The sequence below is a fragment of the Stenotrophomonas maltophilia genome (assembly GCF_013464485.1).
Taxonomy (GTDB): domain Bacteria; phylum Pseudomonadota; class Gammaproteobacteria; order Xanthomonadales; family Xanthomonadaceae; genus Stenotrophomonas; species Stenotrophomonas maltophilia_AW.
Genome location: NZ_RAUX01000039.1, coordinates 1 through 20,451, shown reverse-complemented (window position 1 = coordinate 20,451; position 20,451 = coordinate 1). Strand labels below are relative to the sequence as shown.

The following is a 20,451-nucleotide window of genomic DNA, read 5'->3' as shown; positions in this document are numbered from 1 at the left end:
CCCCCCCCCCCCCCCCCCCCCCCCCCCCCCCCCCCCCCCCCCTCTCCCCCTCCTTGACGGTTTCCTGCGGGCGCGGCCGGACCGCCCGAAAGCGGGGTCAAGAGCTGAGGTTCATGGCTTCGGAAGCACCACGCGCGACTGCGCGACTGCTGTGTCTTCTGCTTTGGTGGGTGCGGACCTTGGTCCGCACTGCTTCTGCCCTTGCTTTTAAAGAGCCAACCCACCGCGCCCGCGGGGTGATGGGCGGGCAGCGGGGACCGGGCGGGGCAGGACCGTCCGCGGCATGGGCCCGAGGCATGCCTCGGGCGGGTTGGGCAGGACGCCCAACGCCGGTCTTGCCGTGTGCGCAGGACGCGCACACGAGCAAGCCGCGGCCGAGCCCCCAAGGATGGGTTCACGGCGTGTCCTGCCCCGCCCGGCCCCCGCTGCCCTACCCGTAGCAAAGTGGCGCAACGCTTTCCTCAACACACCCGCCCATTCATAAAAACCCATTGATAGGAATGAAATTAGTAGTATCCTATCTATCTCTTATGGACCGACCCCTCGACGAGCGCACCGTGCTGCAGATGCAGCTCAGCTCCGGCCTGCTGTACGCAGGGCGGCAGTGGCAGCGTCTGGCCGACAGCCGGCTCGGCAGCTACGGCATCTCCACCGCCTGCACCATGCCGCTGCTGATGATCGGCCGCTCCGGCGGTGGCATCCGCCAGGTGGCGCTGGCCCAGCAGCTGGGCATGGAAGGTCCCTCCCTGGTCCGCCTGCTGGACAAGCTGTGCGCCAGCGACCTGGTCCGCCGCGAGAGCGATGCCAGCGACCGCCGCGCCAACCTGCTGTGGCTGACCGACGCGGGACACGCGCTGGTCAGCGAGCTGGAAGACCAGTTGATCGGCCTGCGCCAGGACGTGTTCGGCGAACTTTCCATGGATGAACTGCACGCCGTGCTGAAGGCATGGCGCCTGCTGGCCGAGGCCGCCGACCGCATCACGTAAGACCGCTGCCCCCGAATACCGCCGCTGCCGTGCACACGCCAGCGGCTTTTGCCCGTTGCTGTTGTTTCGTTGTTCCTCCCTTCCCCCACCTCGCCCCCGCCCCTACCGATGCCCGGTGAATTCAGTCTCCACGGAGTGTTCGTCCCGACCCTGCTCGGGTTGATGTTGTTGGCCTATCTGGTCAACAGCGGCCTGCACGCGCTGCTGCAGCGTGCCGGCGCCTATCGCCATGTATGGCACCCGGCGCTGTTCAACCTGGCGCTGTACGGAATCGTGCTGGGCCTGCTGTTCCACCTCCTGCGTTGGATGCAATCGTGAACAAGATCGTGAAGAAGACCCTGCCGGTGCTGCTCACCAGCGCAGCCGTGATCGTCGCCCTGCTGGTGCTGCGCCAGCTGTGGGTCTATTACATGGATGAGCCGTGGACCCGCGATGCCCATGTCGGCGCCGACGTGGTGCAGGTGGCGCCGGACGTATCCGGACTGGTGGAAACGGTGCAGGTGGCCGACAACCAGGCGGTGAAGAAGGGCGACCTGCTGTTCGTGGTCGACCGTGCCCGTTACCGCATCGCGCTGGAGCAGGCCAAGGCCAGCCTGGGCGAGCGCCAGGCCTCGGTGGCACAGCTGCGCCGCGAGATCGGCCGTGACCGCAGCCTGCAGGACCTGGTCGCCGCCGAGGACGCCGAAGTGCGCCGCGCCAAGCTGCAGGCCGCACAGGCCGCGCTGGCCACCGCACAGGCGGCGGTCGACCTGGCCGAGCTCAACCTGGGGCGCACCGAGGTGCGCGCACCGGCCGATGGCCGGGTCAACGACCGCACCATGCGCGTGGGCGACTACGTGGTGGCCGGCAAGCCGGTGCTGGCGCTGCTGGATACCGGCTCGTTCCGCATCGATGGTTACTTCGAGGAAACCCGCCTGCGTGGCGTGGCCCCGGGACAAGCCGTGGACATCCGCCTGATGGGCGAATCGACCCCGCTGCGTGGCCATGTCGAAAGCATCGCCGCCGGCATCGAGGACCGTTACCGCAGCAATGGCAGCACCCTGCTGCCGAACGTGACCCCGGCCTTCGACTGGGTGCGCCTGGCCCAGCGCATCCCGGTGCGCATCGCCATCGACGAGGTGCCCAAGGGCGTGGAACTGATCGCCGGCCGCACCGCCACGGTGACCGTGGACACCGGCCGCCATCCGCACAACGACAAGGCCGGCACCGCGCCGACACAGGCGGGCCTGTGAACGCCGCCCTGCCCCGTCTCGGCCTGATCGTCGCGCTGGCCAGCCTGGCCGCGTGCAGGACCGTCGGTCCGGACTATGCATTGCCGGAAGGCTCGGCGTTCAAGCGCCCGCAGGCCAATGCCGCCTTCATCGATACCCAGAACCCGCAGATCGCCGCCAACCAGGCGCTGCCCGACCGCTGGTGGTCGCTGTACAACGACCCGATGCTGGATGGCCTGATCACCCAGGCGCTGCGCGACAACGTTGAACTGAAAGCCGCCGATGCGCACCTGCGTCGTGCGGCGGCGGTGTACGAACAGGCGCTGGACGCCGGTGGCTTCGAGTACGAGGCCGAGGCCGGCGTCAGCCGCGCGCAGCTGTCGGCCGAATCGTTCCTGCAGGAACACGAGCTGCCGGTGATCAACCTGGCCGATGGCAAGTTCGCGGTCAGCTACCAGTTCGACCTGTTCGGCAAGCTCAAGCGCGGCGCCGAAGCGGCGCGTGCCGACGAGCAGTCGGTCGCTGCGGCGCGCGACCTGGCCCAGGTCAGCGTGGTCGCGCAGGTCGCCGACAGCTACCTGGAAATCTGCCACGCCAACCACGAACTGCACGTGGCCGAGCATTCGCTGCAGCTGCAGCAGCGCAGCCGCACGGTCACTGAGCGCCTGATCGCGGCCGGCCGTGGCACGCCGCCGGAACTGGCCCGCGCCAATGCCCAGGTGGCGCTGCTGGAAGCTGCACTCCCGCCGCTGCATGCGCAGCGTTCTGCAGCGGCGTATTCGCTCGCCGCCCTGCTCGGGCAGACACCGGGCCAGTTGCCAGCCGGCGTGATCGACTGTGCACACGCCCCCGGCCTGGCGCAGCCGCTGCCGGTCGGTGATGGCCGCGCGCTGCTGCAGCGCCGCCCGGACGTGCGCCAGGCCGAGCGCAAGCTGGCTTCGGCCACGGCACGGATTGGCGTCGCCACTGCCGAGCTGTACCCGGACATCCGCCTGGGTGCCTCGGTGGGTGTGGCCGGCCTGCTGGAAGACTTCGGCACGCCGATGACCCAGCAATGGTCGATCGGCCCACTGATCTCGTGGACGCTGCCGTCGTCGGGCACGCATGCGCGCATCCACGCTGCCGAAGCCGGTGCCGACGCAGCGCTGGCCGAGTTCGACCACACGGTGCTGCAGGCACTGCGCGAGAGCCAGACCGCGCTGGATCGTTATGCGCAGGACCTGCGCCGGCTGCAGTCGCTGCGCATCGCGCAGGAGCAGGCCGCACTGGCCGCCGAGCAGAACCGCCGGCTGTACCAGGGCGGCCGCACGCCGTACCTGTCCAGCCTGGATGCCGACCGCAGCCTGGCCACCAGCGATGCCACCCTGGCCGCTGCCGAAGCGCAGGTCTCGCGCGACCAGATCCATCTGTTCCTGGTGCTGGGTGGTGGCTGGCAGGCAACGGTCGCCCCTGATGTACCGTCCACTGCACAGGCCTCGGCAAAGTAAGCCATGAACGCGCTGACCGACCGCCAGGCCTGGCTGTTCTCCATCAAGACCTACCTGGCTGCTGTGGCCGCGCTGTACATCGCCATGGCCGGCAACCTGTCGCGCCCGTACTGGGCGATGGGCACGGTGTACATCGTCAGCCAGCCGCTGCTGGGCCCGACCCGTGCCAAGGGCGTATACCGCATTGTCGGCACGCTGGTGGCCGGGCTGGCCACCCTGCTGGTGCTGCCAGCGCTGGTGGAAACGCCGCTGGTGCTGAGCGCAGCGATGTCGATCTGGCTGGCCGGCTGCCTGTTCATGGCGCTGCTCAACCGCGGCCCGCGCGGCTACGCGTTCCTGCTGGCCGGCTACACCACCGCCTTCATCGGCTTCCCCGCAGTGACGTCACCGGAAACCATCTTCGACACGGTGGTGGCGCGCAGCGAGGAGATCATCCTCGGCACGGTGGTGGCGGTGCTGTTCGCCTCGCTGCTGTTCCCCGCCTCGGTGCAACCGATGCTGCGCGCACGCATCGGCAACTGGATGGAAGACGCCGCGCAGTGGTGCCGGCAGATTCTGGAACGCGGCCGTGCGCATGCGCCGCGCAACCGACTGGCCGCCGACCTGGTGCAGTTCGAGGCGCTGATCGAATTCCTGCGCCGCGATGATCCCCGCCATGCCGGGTCGGCGGTGTCGATGGAGCGCCTGCGCGAGCGCATGCTGCTGCTGTTGCCGGTGCTGTCCTCGATCGCCGACCGCCTGAGCGCGCTGCGCAGCGATGGCCAGGCGTTGCCGGAAGGCCTGCCGGCGCTGGTCGATGACATCCACGACTGGCTCGACGGACCGACCAGCGCCAGCGAGTACGCCCGCCTGCGTGCGCGCATCAGTGCGCTGAAACCGCAGGTGGACCGCGACCTGCAGCACCTGCAGCTGGCCAGCCTGCTGCTGCGCCTGGAGGAACTGGTGGACCTGTGGCAGGACTGCCGCACCCTCCAGCACGCGATCGACCACGGCACTGCGCCGCTGGACCGTGCGCATTACCGCATCCGCACCGAGCGCGTGGCCGCCGACAAGCACGTCGACTACGGCATGGCGCTGTTCTCCGCGCTCAGTGCCGGCGTGGCGCTGATGAGCTACTGCGTGCTGTGGATCGCGCTGGGATGGGAAGGCGGCGGCAACGGCGCGATGATGGCCGCGGTGACCGCCGCGTTCTTCGCCGCACAGGACGATCCGGCACCGAGCATGGTGTCGTTCCTGGTGTGGGCGATGGTGGCCTCGGTAGTGGCCGGCGTGTACCTGTTCGGTGTATTCCCGGCCGTGCACGACTTCGGCCTGCTGGCGCTGGTGCTGGCGGTGGCGTTCCTGCCGCTGGGTCTGATGCTGCACCACCCCAAGAGCGCGTTGTTCGCGCTGCCGCTGACAGTGAACCTGGCCGCGCTGCTGAGCCTGCAGAACACCTACAGCGCCAACATCCAGACCTTCCTCAACTCGTCGATCGCGATGTTCATCGGCATTGGGTTTGCGGTGGTGATGACCCGCCTGTTCCGTTCGGTGGGTGCCGAGTGGACCGCGCGCCGGTTGGTGCGGCAGGGCTGGACCACACTAGCCGAAGCCGCCGAAGGACGTGGCCAGCAGGACCGCCAGCGTTTCGCCGCGCGCATGCTCGACCTGCTGGGCCTGCTCGCACCGCGCCTGGCGGCGACGCCGGAAGGCAGCGACATCGCCTCGGTGGACATGCTCAACGAGGCACGCATCGGCCTGAACATCCTGCAGTTGCGCCGTGCCCGGCTGGAGCTGCCCGAGCGCAGCCGCGAGGCGGTCGAGCACATCCTGGAAGAAATCGCCGCGCACTACCGTCAGCAGATTGCCGCGCGCAAGCCGATGGTGGCAGCCGAGGCGCTGCGCGAGCGGCTGGACACCTCGCTGGGCCGGGTCGGCAGCGTGGGCGCCTGCAAGGCCCGCGACGAGGCGCTGATGGGCCTGATCGGCCTGCGCTTCGCGTTGTTCCCGGAGGCGAAGGCGTTGGCGCCGGGGCTGGCAATGGATACGGCGACGCAGACGTAGCGCGCTACCCTGTGTGTCCACAGACTCCGGCACTGAAACAGGACGGTTCAATGAGTTACGACATGATGGTGTTCGAGGCCAGCGTGGCCCCACGCGAGGCGGCGGCCTTCATCGCCTGGTTCGAAAAGCAGACGCAGTGGAACGAGCGTCATGAGTACGACGACCCATCAGTCAGCAGCCCGGCGCTGCAGGCGTGGTTCGCCGAGATGGCGCAAGAATTCCCGCCCTTGAACGGGCCGTGGAGCAACGACGATGACGACCGTGCCGAGGTGACCGAGTACAGCATCGGCCAGCAGGTGATCTACGGTGCATTCGCGTATTCGGTGGCTGAGCGCGCGCACGGGCGCGTGCAGGACCTGGCCGAGAAGCACGGGGTGGGGTTCTTCGACGTCAGTGCTGACGAAGCGGCGATCGTGTATCCGGATGGGCTGGTGTTGATGCCGGAGTAGGTCTGGCGGCAGGGCTGCGCCCTGCACCTGCCGAATCAACATCAGCGCCAACGCCAACGTCAACGTCAACGTCAAAGGCTGGCATTCCGTGGGATGGCGGGGTGGGTCCGGTTGAGGGGGGCGCCGTGAACCCATCCATGGGGGCTTGGTCGCGGCATCCATGCCGCTCACACCCCCTCAACCGGACCCACCCCGCCTTCGACAGTTTTCCGCGATCTGTCAGAGGGGCATGGCCTGCTGTTGGTGGGTGTCGACCTTGGTCGACACGTAGATCCACGCCATGCGTGGATGAATGTGCACGTTGTGATTGGAAGGGAGTGTTAGAACAACTGGCCCTGCACCGTCGGTTCTTCGATCGGTTTCGATGCTGCTTCGATCACGTCTTCCGCACCCAGCCGCCACGCCAGACCACCGAGGCGGCTGGCGTGGCGCTTCAATGCGGCCTGCAGCACCTCGGCGCTGCCGGCCAGATGCAGCACCTGGCGGGCGCGGGTCAGGCCGGTGTAGACCAGTTCGCGCGACAGCACGCGGCTGTCCTGGCGCGGCAGTTGCAGCCACACTTCGTCGAACTCCGAGCCCTGCGCCTTGTGCACGGTCATCGCGAAGGCGCTTTCATGCGCGGGCAACGCGGCCGGGTGGAAGGCGCGCGGCTGCTCGACGGTGTCGCCCGGGAACCAGGCCACCATTGCGCCGCTGTCGTCGCGCAGGCAGATGCCGATATCGCCATTGAAGAGGCGGTGCCGGTAGCTGTTCTCGGTGACAAGCAGCAGGCGGCCCTGGAAGTAACCCGGGGTGTTGCCAGCCAGCAGCTGTTCGATGCGGCTGTTGAGCCCGCGCGCGCCCTGCGGGCCTTCGCGCAATGCGGTCAGCACGCGCAGGCGGCCAGCCTGCTGCAGGGCAAGCGCCGGATCGGCCGCGTCGGCCAGCGCACGCCAGTGGCCGAGCAGATGCTCGCGCTGGCCACGCAACGGATCGGCTTCGCCTTCGTGGAAATGCACGCCCGCCAGCGCCCCACGGCGCAGCAGCTGCAGTGCGGTGCCGCTGTCGCCCTCGCGCACGGCATGCGCCAGCGGCGCCAGGTCCAGCGCATCGCTTTGCCGGTAACCACGCTGCAGCTGCACCCGGCGGCCAGCGAAGGCGCAAGGTGCGGCCTGGGGTAGCAACGTGGCCGGCGCCAGCAGGCCATGCAGTGCCTGCGCGTCGTCGGCGCGGGTGCCAATGCCATCGCCGCTGGCGCGCAGTATCGCGCTGAGCACGTCACCGGCTTCGACCGACGGCAACTGATCGGGATCGCCGAGCAGGACCAGCCGGGTGCCGCTGGCAATCGCATCGACCAGCTTGGCCATCATCGGCAGATCGATCATCGACGCTTCGTCGACCACCACCACATCCACCGGCAGCGGATTGTCGGCGTGGTGACGGAAGCGCGGTGAATCCGGGATCACGCCGAGGAGGCGATGCAGGGTGGTGCCGGTACTGGGCAGTGCCGCGCACAGCGCCGGGTCCACACCGTTTTCCTGCAGACGCTGCACGGCCAGCCGCAAGCTCTCGGCCATGCGCTCGGCGGCGCGCCCGGTAGGCGCGGCCAGCGCCACCTCGGGCAGCGGCTGGCCGGCATGCCGGGCCTGTGCCGCCAACAGCAGCAACAGGCGCGCGATGGTGGTGGTCTTGCCGGTACCGGGGCCGCCGGTGACCAGCGCCAGCGGATGGCGCAGGGTCACGCCGGCTGCGCGTGCCTGGTGGTCTTCACTGTTCAATGCCTGCGGGAAAAGCTGCGCGAAGAGCGGTGCCAGTGCAGCCATGTCCGACGACGGCAGCGGATGCCGACCGATACGCTGCAGACCGGCAGCCAGCTGGCGCTCGTACTCGCGGTAGCGGCGCAGGTACAGCAGGCCGTTTTCCAGCACCAGCGGCGCATCGTCGGCGATGGTGTCGGACTGCTCGGGTGTCGCCACCCACGGCGATGCACGCAACTGTGCCAGCCAGTCCTGCGCGGCGGGCCACTCGGGCACACCTTCCAGCAGGCGCTGCGGCTGCGCCGGATCGAAACCGGCGTGGCCCTGCGACACCGCCAGCGAGGCCAGCGCCGCCGCCAGCGCCACGCTGTCGGGCGTGTCGTCGCGCAGCCGCTGCAGGCTGGTCGCCAACGCATGGTCGAGGGTGCGCAGCAGGCCCTTCTGGTGCAGTTCCTTCAGCAGGCTCATGCGCTGGCTCCACGGGCACGTGCAGCCAGTTCGGCCTGGGCCTGCTCGCCACCGGCAAACAATTCATCCAGCGCATCCACCAGCGCCAACGGGAAGCGGTCCACATGCACGCCATTGCCCGTGCCATCCAGGCCGCGGCAGAACAGATAACGGATACCGCCCATGTCGCGCTCGTAGTCGTAAGCGGCGCCGAGGCGGAAGCGCAGCCAGCGATGCAGGGCCACGGTGTAGATCAGTGCCTGCAGGTCGTACTCGCTGTGGCGCATGGCGATGGCCAGCAGGTCCGGGCTGTAGCCGGGCAGGCGGTTGGACTTGTAGTCGAGCACGTACCAGCGCCCGTCGCGCACGTAGGTCAGGTCGATCATGCCGGTCATCAGGCCTTCCAACCGGCGGCGCTGGCCGAACCCTCGACGACTGCTGGAAACGCCATGCGCGTGCAGCACCTGCAGCAGCGCCGGCACGGTGGTCGCTTCGATGGCGAAATGGAAGTCGATTTCCGCGCGGCGCTCGCCTTCGGCCAGGCTGTGCAGCGCGCCGCCTTCGGGCAGCGGTACGGTCAGCGTGTGGCCGACCAGCGGTACCAGCACGTCCACGCCATCGTCCAGATCGACGTCGGCATAGCCTTCGTCGTGCAGCGCCTTGCGCAGCACCCCGGCCTGTCCCTCGGGTGCTTCCATTCCCGGCTGCCAATCCGCCCATGCAGCGAAGTCGACGTTTTCCATCGCCTCATGCAGCACGTTGCCGAAGCGACTGCCCATGAAACGCGGATCGAGCGGCGCGCTGTCTTCGGCCGCCGCGGTGGGTTCCGGCAGGGCGGGTTCCAGTGGCAGTTCCGGGCCAGCCGGTTCATCGGCGGCCGGTGCCGGCAGCTCGGTGGCGGCCGCTTCGATATCACTGTTTGCGCCGGCGTCCGCATGCGCCAGCTGGGTGAAGCTGTACACCCACCAGTCGTGCGGCACGCGCCGGGTCAGTGCACGCACCGCCGGAAGCTCACCTTCCACCTCGGCCGCCAGCTGCGGCAGCGTGGCCGGCGCCTCGCTGTCGTCAACATGTACATCGGCATGTGTGCGCAGCACCTGCAGGTCACCCAGCAGGGGCGCCAGCCGCGTCCTGCCGAGCCCGGCCAGGTCGCCCACGGCGATCCACAGCGCATGTTCGGCACGGGTCAGGCCGACATACAGCAGGCGTGCATCTTCGGCACGCTGCTCGCGTTCGCGCTGCGCGGTGGCCGCTTCCCAGGCCTCGTCCTTGTCCAGCTTCCAGTGCAGCTGGCGCTGGCCGCCCACATGCACCGTGCAGTGCGAGGCGGTGTTCGGCGCACCGCCATCGATGCCCACGAAGGGCAGGAACACCAGCGGATACTCCAGGCCCTTGCTCTTGTGCAAGGTGATGATCTGCACACGCCGCGCATCCGATTCCAGGCGCAGCAACTGCTGCTCGTCATCCTGGTCGGCGCTGGCCATCTGCCCCTGCAGCCAGTCCAGCAGGCCGTGCATGCCCAGCGCCTGTGCGGAGGCTTCCTGCAGAAGTTCACCCAGCTGCAGGTAGTTGGTCAGGCGGCGCTCGCCATCGATCAGCGCCAGCAGGCGCTCGCCTTGTGCAGCACAGACGTCGGCGATCACCGCGAACGGTCCGCCGCGCTGCCAGCGCTCGCGCCAATGCAGCAGCTGCGCCTGGAACCCGCGTTGCAGGTCGCCCTCGCGTTCCATCGCCGCAATCACACTTGCGCGCTGGCCGAGCAACACAGTGGCCAGCGCCGCACGCAGGCGGCCTTCGTCGGCCGGTTGCAGCAATGCGAGCAGCAGCGCACGGAGATCACGCGCTTCAGGGGTGGCGAACAGGCTCTGCTTGCCGGCTGCCACTGCCGGAATGCCAACCGCAGCCAGCGCGCGCTGCACCAGGGTGGCCTCGCGATGCGAACGTACCAGCACCGCGATGTCACCTGGCTGCACCGGTCGCCCGCGCAGCACGGCGTTGCCGGCCCGCGCATCGACCAGGGTCTGGTGGATGGCGGCGACGCAGGCCTGGGTGGCCGCGTCACGCGAGGCGTCGGCACTCATTGCCTTTTCGCCGCCACTGCGCAGCACGTGCAGGGTCAGCGCGATGGCGACGCGGCCATTGCGCAGATAATCCTTGTCAACGCGCACGCCACCGGGCCGCACCGGCTCGAACTGGATGTCGCGTTCGAGGAAGGCGTCCTCGCCACCGTTGTCATACAGCGCCTGCAGCGCACGCAGCACGGCCGGGCGCGAGCGGAAGTTCTGGTCCAGTACCGGCGCCTGCTGCGCCATCTGCTTGGCCTTCAGGTAGGTGTGGATGTCGCCGCCGCGGAAGCCGTAGATCGCTTGCTTGGGATCACCGATCAGGAACAGCGCCGGCGCCAGGCCGAGTTCACGCACCTCCAGCGAATCACCGAACACGGTGTGGAAGATGCCCCACTGGCGGTCGTCGGTGTCCTGGAACTCATCGACCAACGCGATGCGGTACTGCGCGCGCAGCTGCTTCACCAGTGCCAGCCGCTGCGGGCCTTCCAGGGCCAGTGCCACGCCATCGATCAGATCGTCGTAAGTCTGCACCCGGCGGGTGCGCTTCAGTGCCTGCAGGCGCTGCGTGGCTTCGTCGCGAAGCGCGTGCAGGAAATTCAATGCGGTGGCGCGCAGCCAGGCATCGCGTTCGGCCAGCAACGCGACATAGCGCGCCAACGGCGCCTGCAGCGGCGACGACGGCGTGCGATCGGGGAATTTCTTGTTGGTCTTGTCGGCCAACACCTCCGGCAGCAGTGCCGGCAGGCGCTCGCTGGCCAGCAGTTCGCGTGGATCGGCGCGCTCGGCCCAGGCCAGCAGCTGCCGGCCCAGCGGGTGCAGCCAGCCCAGCTTGTAGGACACGCCGTTGAGCCACTTGTTGTCGACCGCATCGCAGAGGTCGATGAAGAACTGCTCGCCATGCTCGCGCACGCTTGCCGACAGTGCTTCCGCCGCGCTCTGCAATGCCGGGTGTGGATCGGCCAGTGTCACCGGCTGCGGCAACGGATGCAGTGGCGGCGCGGCCAGCAGCACGCGCAGATCGGCGGCCAGCGCGTCCGGGGTGGACCACAGCCAGGTCAGCGGTTCCAGCGTGGCCGGGTCGTTGGCATGCACCCGCCACAGGTCCGCCGCCAGCTCCTCCAGCAGTTCACGATCGCTGGCCAGCAGTTCCGGCGGGTCGAAGGTGTGGCCGCTCTCCAGCGCATGCTCGCGCAGCACGCGGGTGCAGAAACCATGGATGGTGAAGATGGAGGCCAGGTCGATCTCGTCGGCGGCGACCTGCAGGCGGCGCTTCAGTGCAGCGGCGCTTTCGCTGCCCTCCTGCAGATGTCGCTGCAGCACCTCGCGGGTGAGGCGCACGTCCGGCGCTTCGCCCTCGGCCGGTTCCAGGTCGACCAGGCGCGCGGCCAGCGCCAAGCGCTCGCGGATGCGCTTGCGCAGTTCCTGGGTGGCGGCGTCGGTGAAGGTCACCGCCAGGATCTGGCCGATGCGCAGGCCCTGCTCCACCACCAGGCGGGTGAACAGCGTGGCCAGGGTGAAGGTCTTGCCGGTGCCGGCGCTGGCTTCGATCAGGCGGATACCGTCCAGCGGCAAGGCCAGGTAAGGGTCACCCACCATGGGCACGATCGGCTCGTCCGCGCTGGCACGGTTCATGCGCCATCCTCCCGGTTTGCTGCGGCGCCAAGCGTTCGGCCTTCGCGCACCGCGCTGAAGACCACCTGGCTGTTGCGCAGCAGGTCGGCATAGCTGGCATCGCTAGCGAACGGGTCGGCACCGCGCAGCAGCAGCTGCCAGGCATCGCTGCTGGATTCACCCCAGCTGCGATCGCTGCCATGCCATTGCTTCCAGCCTTCGCTGCGTTGCTTTTCCGCCGGCGCGTTGTACAGCACCCAGCCGGTATACGGGGCAAACCGCAGCGGTTCGCGCAGGCCACGCTGGCGCAGCTGCAGAAGCGCACGCAGCGCCGCGCGTGCAGCGGGAACGCCCAGCGCCGGTACGACGTGCGGGCCGGGACCGGCATCGCCGCCATCGTGGAACTGCACCAGCGGCAGCGCATCACCGGCGGCGTTGGCCAGCAGCCAGTCCAAGCCCTGGCGGATCACCGCGTTGCCATTGAGGGTGCCGGCGCGCAGGCGCACCAGGCCTTCGGGATGGCGATCGGCCACGCGGCCGTGCAGGCGCACCCCGTCGATGTCCACCTCGTAACGACGGCTTTCCAGCGGTTCGCCCTGCATCCAGCCCAGCAATGCACTGGCATACGGACGCGTCTTCAGCTGCTCCACCTCGAACTGGCGCTCGCCCAATGGACCCGACGGCAGCAGGCCGCGTGCGCGCAGGCGCGGATACAGCGGCTCGGTATCGCCGCTGAGCGTGGCACGTACCACCGCGGCCTGCACGCTGCGCTTTTCCGGCCCGCGCGAGGACAGCACCAGCGGTTCCAGGTCATCCACCTCCTCGACCTCGTCGGTCAGGCGCAGACCGAGCGACTGCGCCAGGAACTGCCCGGCCGGATCGCACAGGAAACGGCGCAGGGTATCGAGCGCGACCTCGTCTTCCACCGCATCGTCGAGCGGCGGCGGTAATGGGGCATCAAACCACGGCAGCAGGCCGCCGCGCTGGCCGGTAAGGCGACCCGCCGCCGGATGCCACTGGCGGCGATAGCTGAAGCGACGCGGATCACCATCGCCAAACGCCGCAGGTGAGAACGGCTGCAGGGCATGGCGCACGGTGAAGTCGCGCACGGCCGCCGGTGGATCGAGGTGATAGGCGGCAGCGGCGTCGATCAATTCGCTGACCAGCACCGACGGCTCGCGCACGCTGCCGTCGCGCGGGTCGGCGCCGAGATAGCTGAGATAGAACACCTCCTGCGCGGCCGCGAACAGCTGCAGGAACAGGAAGCGGTCGTCTTCCCGGGTAGAGCGGTCACCCGGGCGGCGACGCGGTGTGTCCAGCTCGGCGGTTAGCTGGTTGAGACCGGCAGCCGGGTCACGACGCGGGAAATCGCCATCATTGAGGCCCAGCACGCAGATCACCCGGAACGGCAGCAGGCGCATCGGCACCATGCGGCCGAAGCTGATGCCTCCGGTCAACAGCGGCGCACGCGTATCGGCCTCGCCCAGCGCGCCAGTGAAGTGCGCGCGCACCACCTCCGGCGGCACGCCATCCACGAAACCGGCCTTGGCGGCGTCTTCAGCGAACTGGTTGAGCAGCTTGCGCAGGCGCTCCAGCGCGCGCTGGCTGTTGGGCGAAGTGGGCGCGGTCGGCAGCAGCGCATCCAGCAGCGACAGCAGGCGTTGCCGCCACTGCGCCGGGGTCAGCAGCTCGCCGAGGCGACGCTGGTAGATGGCCAGCACGCGCAGCAGGCGCAGCAGCCGGTCCAGCGCGTCCAGGGCTCCGCCTTCCAGTTCGATCCACGGCGCCACGCCTGCCAGATCGGCATCGCTGCCGGTGGCATGGCCGAGTACCAGACGATCCAGCGCGAACTGCCAGGTGTAGGCATCGTCGGCCGGCGCCTGGTGCTGGTTGCGATGCTTCGCGTCCAGGCCCCAGCGCGCACCGGCCTGCTGCAGCCAGCCATGCAGGCGGTCGAAGTCCACCGCGTCCAGCCCGGCCGCTTCGGCCAGCGGTGCGCTGGCCAGCAGGTCCAGCACTTCGTTCAGCCCGAAACGCGATACCGGCAGGCCCAGCAGGTGCACGAACACATCGGCCAGCGGTTCGCCGGCCAATGGGCTGCTGTCGGCCAACGCATAGGGAATGTGCTCGTCCTCGCCGCCGCGGCCGCCAAACACGGCTTCGAGGTACGGCACGTACGGATCAATGTCCGGCGCCAGCACTGCGATCTCGCGTGCCTGCAGCGGTGGGTCGAAGCGCGGGTCCTGCAGCAGGCTGCGCAGCTGGTCGTGCAGTACCTGCAGCTCGCGCAAACGGGTATGGCAGGCATGCACCTGCAGGCTCGGGTCGTCGCTGCGCAGGCCATCGCGCAGTTCGCCCGAGGGCAATGCGCGGCGGTGGAACAGGTCGCGCTGCAGGCGGTGCAGCAGGCTGTCGGACAGGCCACCTTCGTCCAGGGTCGGGCGTGTGTCCTCTTCCGGATCGGAGTACGCGGCGATCTCGCCGGCCGGGTGTACCACCTCGTAACTGCCCAGCACCGCCATGAAGTCACGGCCTGCTGCCCCCCAGGCTTCCAGCAGGCGGTTCTCACCGGCGGCTTCACCGAACGGATCCGGTGCGCCGCTGCGCAGGCGCTCGGCCAGCGTCTGCAGGTCCCCCCAGTACGACTGCACCGGGGTGGGCATGTAGAAGTGCAGTTCGCCCACCCGTGCCTGGGTGGCCATCACCCGCAGCACGTCGGGCGAGATGTTGAGCGTCGCGAACGCGGACATGCGCGGCGGCAGACCCTGCGGCAGCGGCTGGGCGGTGCCTTCGAAACGGTCCAGGTATTCCTGGATGCGACGCGCACGGTAGTCATGGCCGTGGGTGATGGTGCGCCACAGAATGGCCTGCGGATCGGCCGGATCGGCACCGGCCGCCCAACGCAGCAGCCAGTCACGGCGCCAGGCCTGGTACTTCTCGAACACCGAGGCCAGCTCGCCGGCCAGCGCCCACGGCTTCAACGCGTCACCACCGGCAAGATAGGACTGCAGCGCGCGCATCGGTGGCTGCGCCAGCAACGCGGGGTCGCGCAGTGCCTGGTACAGCTTCCAGTGCAGCCCGGCCGCATCCAGGTCGTCCTGCTCCCCGCTGACGTTGGCCTTCAGCGCACGGGCCACGAACTCACCCGGGGTGAGGAACTCGAGGTTGGCAGCGACACCGAACTCGGCGGCCAGTGTCGCTTGCAGCCAGCGGCGCATCGCAACCTGCGGGATCAGCACCACTTCCGGCGCCAGCAACGGTTGGCCCGGCACCGGCACACGCACATTGCGCGCCAGCAGCGCGGCCAGCACGTCCAAGGAGTTGGAATGGTAGAGGCGGAAGTCGCTGCCTGGGTCACTCATCATGCACAGTGTGCAGGACGGCAGGCCGTATTCAATGGTCGGCCCACCTCCGGTACGGATTGTTCCGGGCTCCTGGCCGATTGTCCCCGCCTGCGCGAAGCCTTGTCGTGCAACAATACTGGACCGTCCAGTCTGCTTATGTTCAGCCGGCGGGCCCGATCCTTCGATGTCTAAAAAACGTTAATGGTGCCCATGTCGGCTTCCACCTCCAGTCTGGTGCAGTTGTCCAACGTCCGCATCGACCGGAGCGGGCGTACGATCCTGCGCGACGTGTCGCTGCAGGTGCCCAAAGGCAGCATCACCGCTGTGCTCGGCCCATCCGGCAGCGGCAAATCGACCCTGCTTGCGGCCCTGACCGGTGAGCTGCGCCCGGTCGCCGGCGAAGTCACCCTGTTCGGCAAGCCGATTCCACATGACAGCGGCGCGTTGCTGGAAATGCGCAAGAGCGTGGGTGTGCTGCTGCAGGGCAATGGCCTGCTGACCGACCTCACCGTAGCCGAGAACGTCGCCCTGCCGCTGCGCACGCACACCCGCCTGCCGACCGCAGTGCTGCGCCGTCTGGTGCAGATGAAGCTGCATGCGGTGGGCCTGCTGGCCGCTGCCGACGCCTGGCCACGCGAGCTGTCCGGCGGCATGGCGCGCCGCGTGGCGCTGGCCCGTGCGCTGGCGCTGGACCCGCCGCTGATGATCTACGACGAACCGCTGACCGGGCTGGACCCGATCGCCTCCGGGGTGATCATGAGCCTGATCCAGCGCCTCAACCACAGCCTGGGCCTGACCAGCATCATCGTCAGCCACCATGTGCACGAAACCCTGCCGATCTGCGACCAGGTGATCGCCATCGCCAATGGCGGCATCGTGTTCCAGGGCACGCCCGAGGCGCTGCAGTCCAGCCAGGACCCGCTGCTGCGGCAGTTCCTGCACGGCCAGCCCGATGGCCCCATTCCGTTCGATGCCGCGCCGCGCGCGAGGGTCGCCTGATGCCGTTCGTCCAAGCCACACGCTCGCTGGGCCGCGCTGGCCTGTTCTCGCTGACCGTGCTGCGCGGTTCGCTGCCGACCCGTGATTTCCTGGCCGAGCTGACCCGCGAGATCTACAAGATCGGCGCGCGCTCGCTGCCGATCATCGCCGTCGGCGGTGCCTTCGTCGGCCTGGTGCTGACCCTGCAGGGCTACCGCACGCTGACCACCTTTGGTGCGGCCGACGCGCTGTCGACCCTGCTCGGCCTGTCGCTGTACCGCGAGCTGGCACCGGTGCTGACCGCGCTGCTGTTCATCGGCCGCGCCGGCAGCTCGATCGCCGCCGAACTGGGCCTGATGCGTGCCACCGACCAGATCAAGGCGCTGGAGCTGATGGCGATCGACCCGGTGGCCAAAGCGGTGGCGCCGCGCTTCTGGGCGGCGGTGCTGACCGTGCCGCTGCTGACTGGCATCTTCTGCTCGCTGGCGATCAGCGCCAGCTACTTCGAAGCCGTGCACGTGCTGGGCCTGGACAACGGCGTGTTCTGGTCGGCACTGCGCAACAGCGTGGACTTCTGGGACGACTTCGGCGTGGCGATGCTGAAGTCGGCGATCTTCGGCGGCACTGCCGCGCTGGTCGCCGCCTACGTTGGTTTCCACGCCGAGCCAACCATTGAAGGCACTTCGGTGGCGACCACCCGTGCGGTGGTCAACGCTTCGCTGCTGGTGCTGATGTTCAACTTCGTTCTGTCGGCAATGTTGTTCACCTAACCCCTCCACCGGCGGTGCGCAGGCGCGCGCGGCCACAACGACTCGATCAGGTAATCCACATGGCCATCCGCGGTCCCAGACTCGAATTCTCCGTCGGCGCCTTCCTGCTGCTGGCACTGGCCTCGCTGCTGGTGTTGGCCGTGGCCTCGACCAACCAGCGCTGGAGCTGGGGCAGTGAAGGCTATGACCTGAAGGCGCGCTTCTCCCAGGTCGGCCAGCTGCGCAAGCAGGCACCGGTGAAGATCGGCGGCGTCACCGTCGGCCAGGTCGCCTCGATCGACCTGGACCCGGTGAAGTTCGAATCGATCGTGACCCTGCGCATGGACAGCAAGGTCAAGGACCTGCCGGCGGACACCTCGGCCGGTATCTTCACCAGTGGTTTGCTCGGCGAGAGCTATATCGGTCTGCAGCCGGGCGGTGATCCGGAGGTGCTGAAGGCCGGCGACGAGATTGTCTTCACCCAGCCGGCGGTGGACCTGATCCAGCTGGTCGGCAAGTACATGTTCAGTGGCGGCGCCGGTGGCGGCGCAGGCCAGAAGCCCAACGATGGCGCGCAGGCGCCTGCAACGGAACCGCAACCATGAAGATGAAACTGATCCCGGCCCTGCTCGCCTCGGCGCTGCTGGCAGCCACCCCGTTCCTGGCCCAGGCCCAGGCCCCCGCCCCCGCCCCCGCCGCCGCCGCCGCAACGCAGAGCCAGGCCGGCAAGGTGGTGATCGATGCCAGCAGCCGCATCCTGTCCACGCTGCAGCAGCGCAAGAGCGAATTCACCAGCAACCCGGCCAGCCTGCGCAGCTACATCGACAGCGAGTTGACCCGCACCTTCGACCGCGACTACGCGGCACGCCTGGTGCTGGGCCCGCACGCCCGCGGCGCCTCCGACGCCGACATCAAGCTGTTCGCCGATGCGATGGCCGACAGCCTGATGCAGCGCTATGGCTCGACCCTGCTCAACATCCAGGGCAAGCCGAGCTTCCGCCTGAAGGGTGAGAGCCCGCTGCCGGGCAATCGCGGCGTGCGCGTGAGCACCGAGCTGGTGCGCGCCGGCAACGAGCCGACCCCGGTCGAGTACTGGATGCGCAACGTCAACGGCCAGTGGAAGATCTTCGACGTCAACATCGAAGGCATCTCCTACGTGCAGACCTTCCGCAACCAGTTCGACACCCCGCTGCGCCAGAAGGGCATCAAGCAGGTGGCCAGCGAACTGCACAGCGGCAGCATGCAGGCCGGGCCGGCGGGCAATGGCAAGTAACGCACTGGCGCTGCTGGAAGGCGACACCCTGCGCCTGCGCGGGGTGCTCGACCGTGCTGCGGTGATCGCGCTGTGGCCGCAGCTTCAGGCCCTGCCGGCAAAGCTGGCACGGCTGGAGCTTGGCGAGGTCGAGCGCGTGGACAGCGCAGGCCTGGCCCTGCTGGCCGAGCTGGCCGCACGTGCACGCAAGGCGGGCCACCCGCTGACGGTTTCCGGCGCGCCGGCCGGCTACAACGAATTGAGCGCGGCCTACCGGCTGTCGCACGACCTGGATTTCAACGCCACTTCTGCTGCGAGCTGACATGAACGTCGTACGCACTCTCCCCCTGATCGTCCTGGCCACCGCCCTGACCGCCTGCGCCGGCAAGCCCGCGCGCAGCGATGCGCCGGCCGCCAGCACCGTGGTCCCAGCCAGCTCGACCGCCGAGCCCCCTGCCACCGATACCGGTATGGCCGACGCGCCAGCGGTCGCGCCCGTGGCCAATCCGCCGGTCGCGGCACCGCCGGCGCCTGCATCTGCCACATCGGCGGCCAGCGCCGAAGCTGACGCGGCGACAACAGCGGCAGCCACCGCACCCGGTGGTGACGACGATTTCGATGCCCTTTACGGCGGCGCCGGCAACACCGGCAGCGCAGCGGCCTACGACCCGTGGGAACCGTTCAACCGCAAGGTGCACAAGTTCAACAACGCGGTCGACCGCGGCATCGCCCGTCCACTGGCTACGGCCTATACCCACGTGGTGCCCCGCTTCGCCCGCACCGGTGTAAGCAACTTCTTCAGCAACCTGCGCGCGCCGGTGACCATCACCAACCAGCTGCTGCAGGGTCGTGGTGGTGATGCCTGGGACAGCCTCGGCCGCTTCCTGATGAACACCACGCTGGGCATCGGCGGCCTGTTCGATCCGGCCAGCAAGGCGATGGTGCCGCGTCGCAATGAAGACTTCGGGCAGACCCTGGGTGCCTGGGGCTGGCGTCGTTCGCGCTACGTGGAACTGCCGTTCTTCGGCCCGCGTACGGTGCGCGATGTGTTCGGCCTGGCCGGCGACATTCCGCTGTCGCCGATCCGCCGCGTCGAGGAGGACAAGATCCGCATCGGCCTGCAGGGCCTGCAGCTGGTCGACACCCGCGCGCAGCTGCTGGCAATCGACAACCTGCGTGACACAGCCGTGGACGAGTACTCGCTGGTACGCGACGCATGGATGCAGCGCCGCAACTACCAGATCGAGAACGATCTGCGCAGCAAGCGTGACCGTGGCCACGACGATGCCAATTCTCCAATCCCGGTGGATGCCATGCCGATGCCGAACTGGAGCAACTGATCGCTGCAGCCCGTGCATGAAAAAAACCCCGCCTCGGCGGGGTTTTTCTTTTCCGGTAGGTGCCAACCGTGGTTGGCACGCTTTCCTCAGGCCGCCAGCGCGGCCTCGATGGCCTCGCGCAGGCGCACGTCACCGACCGCCACGTCCGGGGCGAAGCGGGCGATGACCTTGCCGTCGCGGCCGACCAGGAACTTCTCGAAGTTCCACAGCACTGCCGGCGCGGCATGGATCGGAATCTCCTTGCTGGCCAGGCGCTCACGCAGCGGGCCTTCGCCGATCGACTGCGGCTGGGCGGCGGTCAGCTGCTGGTACAGCGGATGGGTATCGTCACCGGCCACGCTGATCTTGGAGAACATCGGGAAGCTGACGTCGTAGGTGAGCTGGCAGAACTGCTGGATCTCCGCCTCGCTGCCCGGCTCCTGGCCGAGGAAGTTGTTGGCGGGGAAGCCCAGTACTTCCAGACCCTGCGCGTGCTTTTCCGCATACAGCGCCTGCAGGCCTTCGTACTGCGGTGTCAGGCCGCACTTGGAGGCGACGTTGACCAGCAGCAGTACCTTGCCCTTGTAGTCGGCAAGCGAGGACGGCTGGCCGTCGATGGTGGTGAGGGAAATGTCCTGGATCGGGGTGCTCACGCGGGGGCTCCGGCAACAGCGGGGAATGGCCCACCAGCATAGCGCCGCGCGATGGCGGTAGTGCCGGCCGCTGGCCGGCAATCATGCGATCGTTCGCAAGGGTTCATGAGGTTGCCGGCC

Annotated in this window: 16 protein-coding genes; 12 read left to right on the top strand and 4 right to left on the bottom strand. The window is 68.6% G+C overall.

What is annotated here, in order from left to right:
• Positions 1-530: 530 nt before the first annotated feature.
• The 6 genes from D7Y61_RS17435 (at position 531) to D7Y61_RS17410 (ending at position 6,176) form a co-directional block, all read left to right on the top strand.
• Positions 531-986, top strand: coding sequence for a MarR family winged helix-turn-helix transcriptional regulator (locus tag D7Y61_RS17435; protein WP_012481667.1), 456 nt, complete (start codon positions 531-533; stop codon positions 984-986).
• Between the two features lie 108 nt (positions 987-1,094).
• On the top strand, positions 1,095-1,304 hold the full coding sequence (locus D7Y61_RS17430; RefSeq protein ID WP_010487502.1) for a DUF1656 domain-containing protein: 210 nt from the start codon (positions 1,095-1,097) through the stop codon (positions 1,302-1,304).
• Entirely contained in the window at positions 1,301-2,218 is a 918-nt protein-coding gene (locus tag D7Y61_RS17425) for an efflux RND transporter periplasmic adaptor subunit (protein WP_032973896.1), read from the top strand. Before D7Y61_RS17430 ends, D7Y61_RS17425 begins: the two co-directional genes overlap by 4 nt.
• On the top strand, positions 2,215-3,684 hold the full coding sequence (locus D7Y61_RS17420; protein WP_180868106.1) for an efflux transporter outer membrane subunit: 1,470 nt from the start codon (positions 2,215-2,217) through the stop codon (positions 3,682-3,684). The genes D7Y61_RS17425 and D7Y61_RS17420 overlap by 4 nt, the downstream gene beginning before the upstream one ends.
• Before the next feature lie 3 nt (positions 3,685-3,687).
• Positions 3,688-5,727: an FUSC family protein gene (locus D7Y61_RS17415; RefSeq protein WP_180868104.1), complete on the top strand. Its 2,040-nt coding sequence runs from the start codon at positions 3,688-3,690 to the stop codon at positions 5,725-5,727.
• A gap of 50 nt (positions 5,728-5,777) precedes the next feature.
• Complete coding sequence (locus D7Y61_RS17410) at positions 5,778-6,176, top strand: hypothetical protein (RefSeq protein WP_180868102.1); 399 nt, start codon at positions 5,778-5,780, stop codon at positions 6,174-6,176.
• 320 nt (positions 6,177-6,496) lie between these two features.
• On the opposite strand, the gene recD is transcribed toward D7Y61_RS17410, so the two are convergent.
• The 3 genes from recD to recC are packed head-to-tail and all read right to left on the bottom strand — an operon-like array spanning position 6,497 to position 15,401.
• Positions 6,497-8,380 carry an exodeoxyribonuclease V subunit alpha gene (recD, locus tag D7Y61_RS17405; protein ID WP_180868101.1) on the bottom strand — a complete coding sequence of 628 codons (1,884 nt, stop codon included), beginning with the start codon at positions 8,378-8,380 and terminating at the stop codon, positions 6,497-6,499.
• A complete protein-coding gene (recB, locus tag D7Y61_RS17400; protein ID WP_180868099.1) occupies positions 8,377-12,057 on the bottom strand; it encodes an exodeoxyribonuclease V subunit beta in 3,681 nt (1,226 codons plus the stop codon). The genes recD and recB overlap by 4 nt, the downstream gene beginning before the upstream one ends.
• Positions 12,054-15,401: an exodeoxyribonuclease V subunit gamma gene (gene recC / locus D7Y61_RS17395; RefSeq protein ID WP_180868097.1), complete on the bottom strand. Its 3,348-nt coding sequence runs from the start codon at positions 15,399-15,401 to the stop codon at positions 12,054-12,056. The genes recB and recC overlap by 4 nt, the downstream gene beginning before the upstream one ends.
• Positions 15,402-15,590: 189 nt before the next feature.
• On the opposite strand from recC, the gene D7Y61_RS17390 reads away from it, so the two are divergent.
• Genes D7Y61_RS17390 through D7Y61_RS17365 form a run of 6 tightly spaced genes read left to right on the top strand, consistent with a single transcriptional unit; the run spans position 15,591 to position 19,699 of the window.
• Positions 15,591-16,379: an ABC transporter ATP-binding protein gene (locus D7Y61_RS17390; RefSeq protein WP_010487485.1), complete on the top strand. Its 789-nt coding sequence runs from the start codon at positions 15,591-15,593 to the stop codon at positions 16,377-16,379.
• A complete protein-coding gene (locus tag D7Y61_RS17385; RefSeq protein WP_005414955.1) occupies positions 16,379-17,128 on the top strand; it encodes an MlaE family lipid ABC transporter permease subunit in 750 nt (249 codons plus the stop codon). Before D7Y61_RS17390 ends, D7Y61_RS17385 begins: the two co-directional genes overlap by 1 nt.
• Positions 17,129-17,187: 59 nt before the next feature.
• Entirely contained in the window at positions 17,188-17,712 is a 525-nt protein-coding gene (mlaD, locus tag D7Y61_RS17380) for an outer membrane lipid asymmetry maintenance protein MlaD (RefSeq protein WP_180868096.1), read from the top strand.
• Complete coding sequence (locus tag D7Y61_RS17375; RefSeq protein WP_180868094.1) at positions 17,709-18,380, top strand: MlaC/ttg2D family ABC transporter substrate-binding protein; 672 nt, start codon at positions 17,709-17,711, stop codon at positions 18,378-18,380. The genes mlaD and D7Y61_RS17375 overlap by 4 nt, the downstream gene beginning before the upstream one ends.
• Complete coding sequence (locus tag D7Y61_RS17370) at positions 18,370-18,681, top strand: STAS domain-containing protein (protein ID WP_180868092.1); 312 nt, start codon at positions 18,370-18,372, stop codon at positions 18,679-18,681. The genes D7Y61_RS17375 and D7Y61_RS17370 overlap by 11 nt, the downstream gene beginning before the upstream one ends.
• A 1-nt stretch (position 18,682) precedes the next feature.
• Entirely contained in the window at positions 18,683-19,699 is a 1,017-nt protein-coding gene (locus tag D7Y61_RS17365) for an MlaA family lipoprotein (RefSeq protein WP_180868090.1), read from the top strand.
• 86 nt (positions 19,700-19,785) lie between these two features.
• Here D7Y61_RS17365 and D7Y61_RS17360 read toward each other — a convergent pair whose 3' ends face one another.
• Positions 19,786-20,331, bottom strand: coding sequence for a redoxin domain-containing protein (locus tag D7Y61_RS17360; protein ID WP_180868088.1), 546 nt, complete (start codon positions 20,329-20,331; stop codon positions 19,786-19,788).
• Between the last annotated feature and the right edge of the window lie 120 nt (positions 20,332-20,451).

What these genes read in the sequence shown, in the direction of transcription:
- mlaD (WP_180868096.1), top strand. Translation starts at nt 17,188, where the DNA reads ATGGCCATCCGCGGTCCCAGACTCGAATTCTCCGTCGGCGCCTTCCTG.
- D7Y61_RS17415 (WP_180868104.1), top strand. Translation starts at nt 3,688, where the DNA reads ATGAACGCGCTGACCGACCGCCAGGCCTGGCTGTTCTCCATCAAGACC.
- recB (WP_180868099.1), bottom strand. Translation starts at nt 12,057, where the DNA reads ATGAACCGTGCCAGCGCGGACGAGCCGATCGTGCCCATGGTGGGTGAC.
- recD (WP_180868101.1), bottom strand. Translation starts at nt 8,380, where the DNA reads ATGAGCCTGCTGAAGGAACTGCACCAGAAGGGCCTGCTGCGCACCCTC.
- D7Y61_RS17365 (WP_180868090.1), top strand. Translation starts at nt 18,683, where the DNA reads ATGAACGTCGTACGCACTCTCCCCCTGATCGTCCTGGCCACCGCCCTG.
- D7Y61_RS17430 (WP_010487502.1), top strand. Translation starts at nt 1,095, where the DNA reads ATGCCCGGTGAATTCAGTCTCCACGGAGTGTTCGTCCCGACCCTGCTC.
- D7Y61_RS17385 (WP_005414955.1), top strand. Translation starts at nt 16,379, where the DNA reads ATGCCGTTCGTCCAAGCCACACGCTCGCTGGGCCGCGCTGGCCTGTTC.
- recC (WP_180868097.1), bottom strand. Translation starts at nt 15,401, where the DNA reads ATGATGAGTGACCCAGGCAGCGACTTCCGCCTCTACCATTCCAACTCC.
- D7Y61_RS17375 (WP_180868094.1), top strand. Translation starts at nt 17,709, where the DNA reads ATGAAGATGAAACTGATCCCGGCCCTGCTCGCCTCGGCGCTGCTGGCA.
- D7Y61_RS17390 (WP_010487485.1), top strand. Translation starts at nt 15,591, where the DNA reads ATGTCGGCTTCCACCTCCAGTCTGGTGCAGTTGTCCAACGTCCGCATC.
- D7Y61_RS17435 (WP_012481667.1), top strand. Translation starts at nt 531, where the DNA reads ATGGACCGACCCCTCGACGAGCGCACCGTGCTGCAGATGCAGCTCAGC.
- D7Y61_RS17410 (WP_180868102.1), top strand. Translation starts at nt 5,778, where the DNA reads ATGAGTTACGACATGATGGTGTTCGAGGCCAGCGTGGCCCCACGCGAG.
- D7Y61_RS17370 (WP_180868092.1), top strand. Translation starts at nt 18,370, where the DNA reads ATGGCAAGTAACGCACTGGCGCTGCTGGAAGGCGACACCCTGCGCCTG.